The organism is Ochrobactrum sp. S1502_03, assembly GCF_044435015.1.
Classification (GTDB): domain Bacteria; phylum Pseudomonadota; class Alphaproteobacteria; order Rhizobiales; family Rhizobiaceae; genus Brucella; species Brucella chromiisoli.
This window is the reverse complement of sequence record NZ_JAYEXN010000105.1, coordinates 1-557: the sequence shown is the minus strand read 5'-3', so window position 1 is coordinate 557 and position 557 is coordinate 1. Positions and strand designations below refer to the sequence as shown.

Below are 557 nucleotides of genomic sequence, written 5' to 3'. Positions count from 1 at the left end.
CTTGCCTATTCATGGCATAATCTCGAAATGGGCCGTTCTGTCGCCTTCAATGGCTTTTCGGACAGCCTGTCTGCCGATTACAATGCGGGCACCTTCCAGATCTTTGGTGAACTGGGATATAAGCTCAATGTGACGTCGCGCGCGACAATCGAGCCCTATGCAAATCTGGCCTATGTACATCTCAGGACAGACGGATTTACGGAGAAAGGCAGCAATGGTGCAGCGCTTTCCGTGCAGTCTGATAGCATGGACACCACCCTGTCGACACTTGGCTTTCGTGCGTCCACCAGCTTTGAACTTGGAAGTATCGTGACGACAGCGCATTCCGATCTTGGCTGGCGGCATGGCTTCGGTGATGTCATTCCGTCATCGACGGCAAGCTTTGCTGCTGGATCAGATATGTTCACCACCGTTGGGAATTCGATTGGCAAGGATACCGCATTGATCGAAGCAGGTCTTGATTTTGCTGTTTCAAAAAATGCAACGCTGGGTGTCGCGTATCAGGGTCAGTTTGGATCCCGCCTGTCACAGAACGGTGTGAACGCTAATTTCAGTGT

General features: G+C 51.5%; 1 protein-coding gene. It reads left to right on the top strand.

The genetic code is table 11. The annotated features are described in order from the left end of the window. A partial coding sequence (locus tag VBH83_RS19395; RefSeq protein WP_396999102.1) for an autotransporter outer membrane beta-barrel domain-containing protein occupies positions 1-557 on the top strand: 557 nt, incomplete at both ends.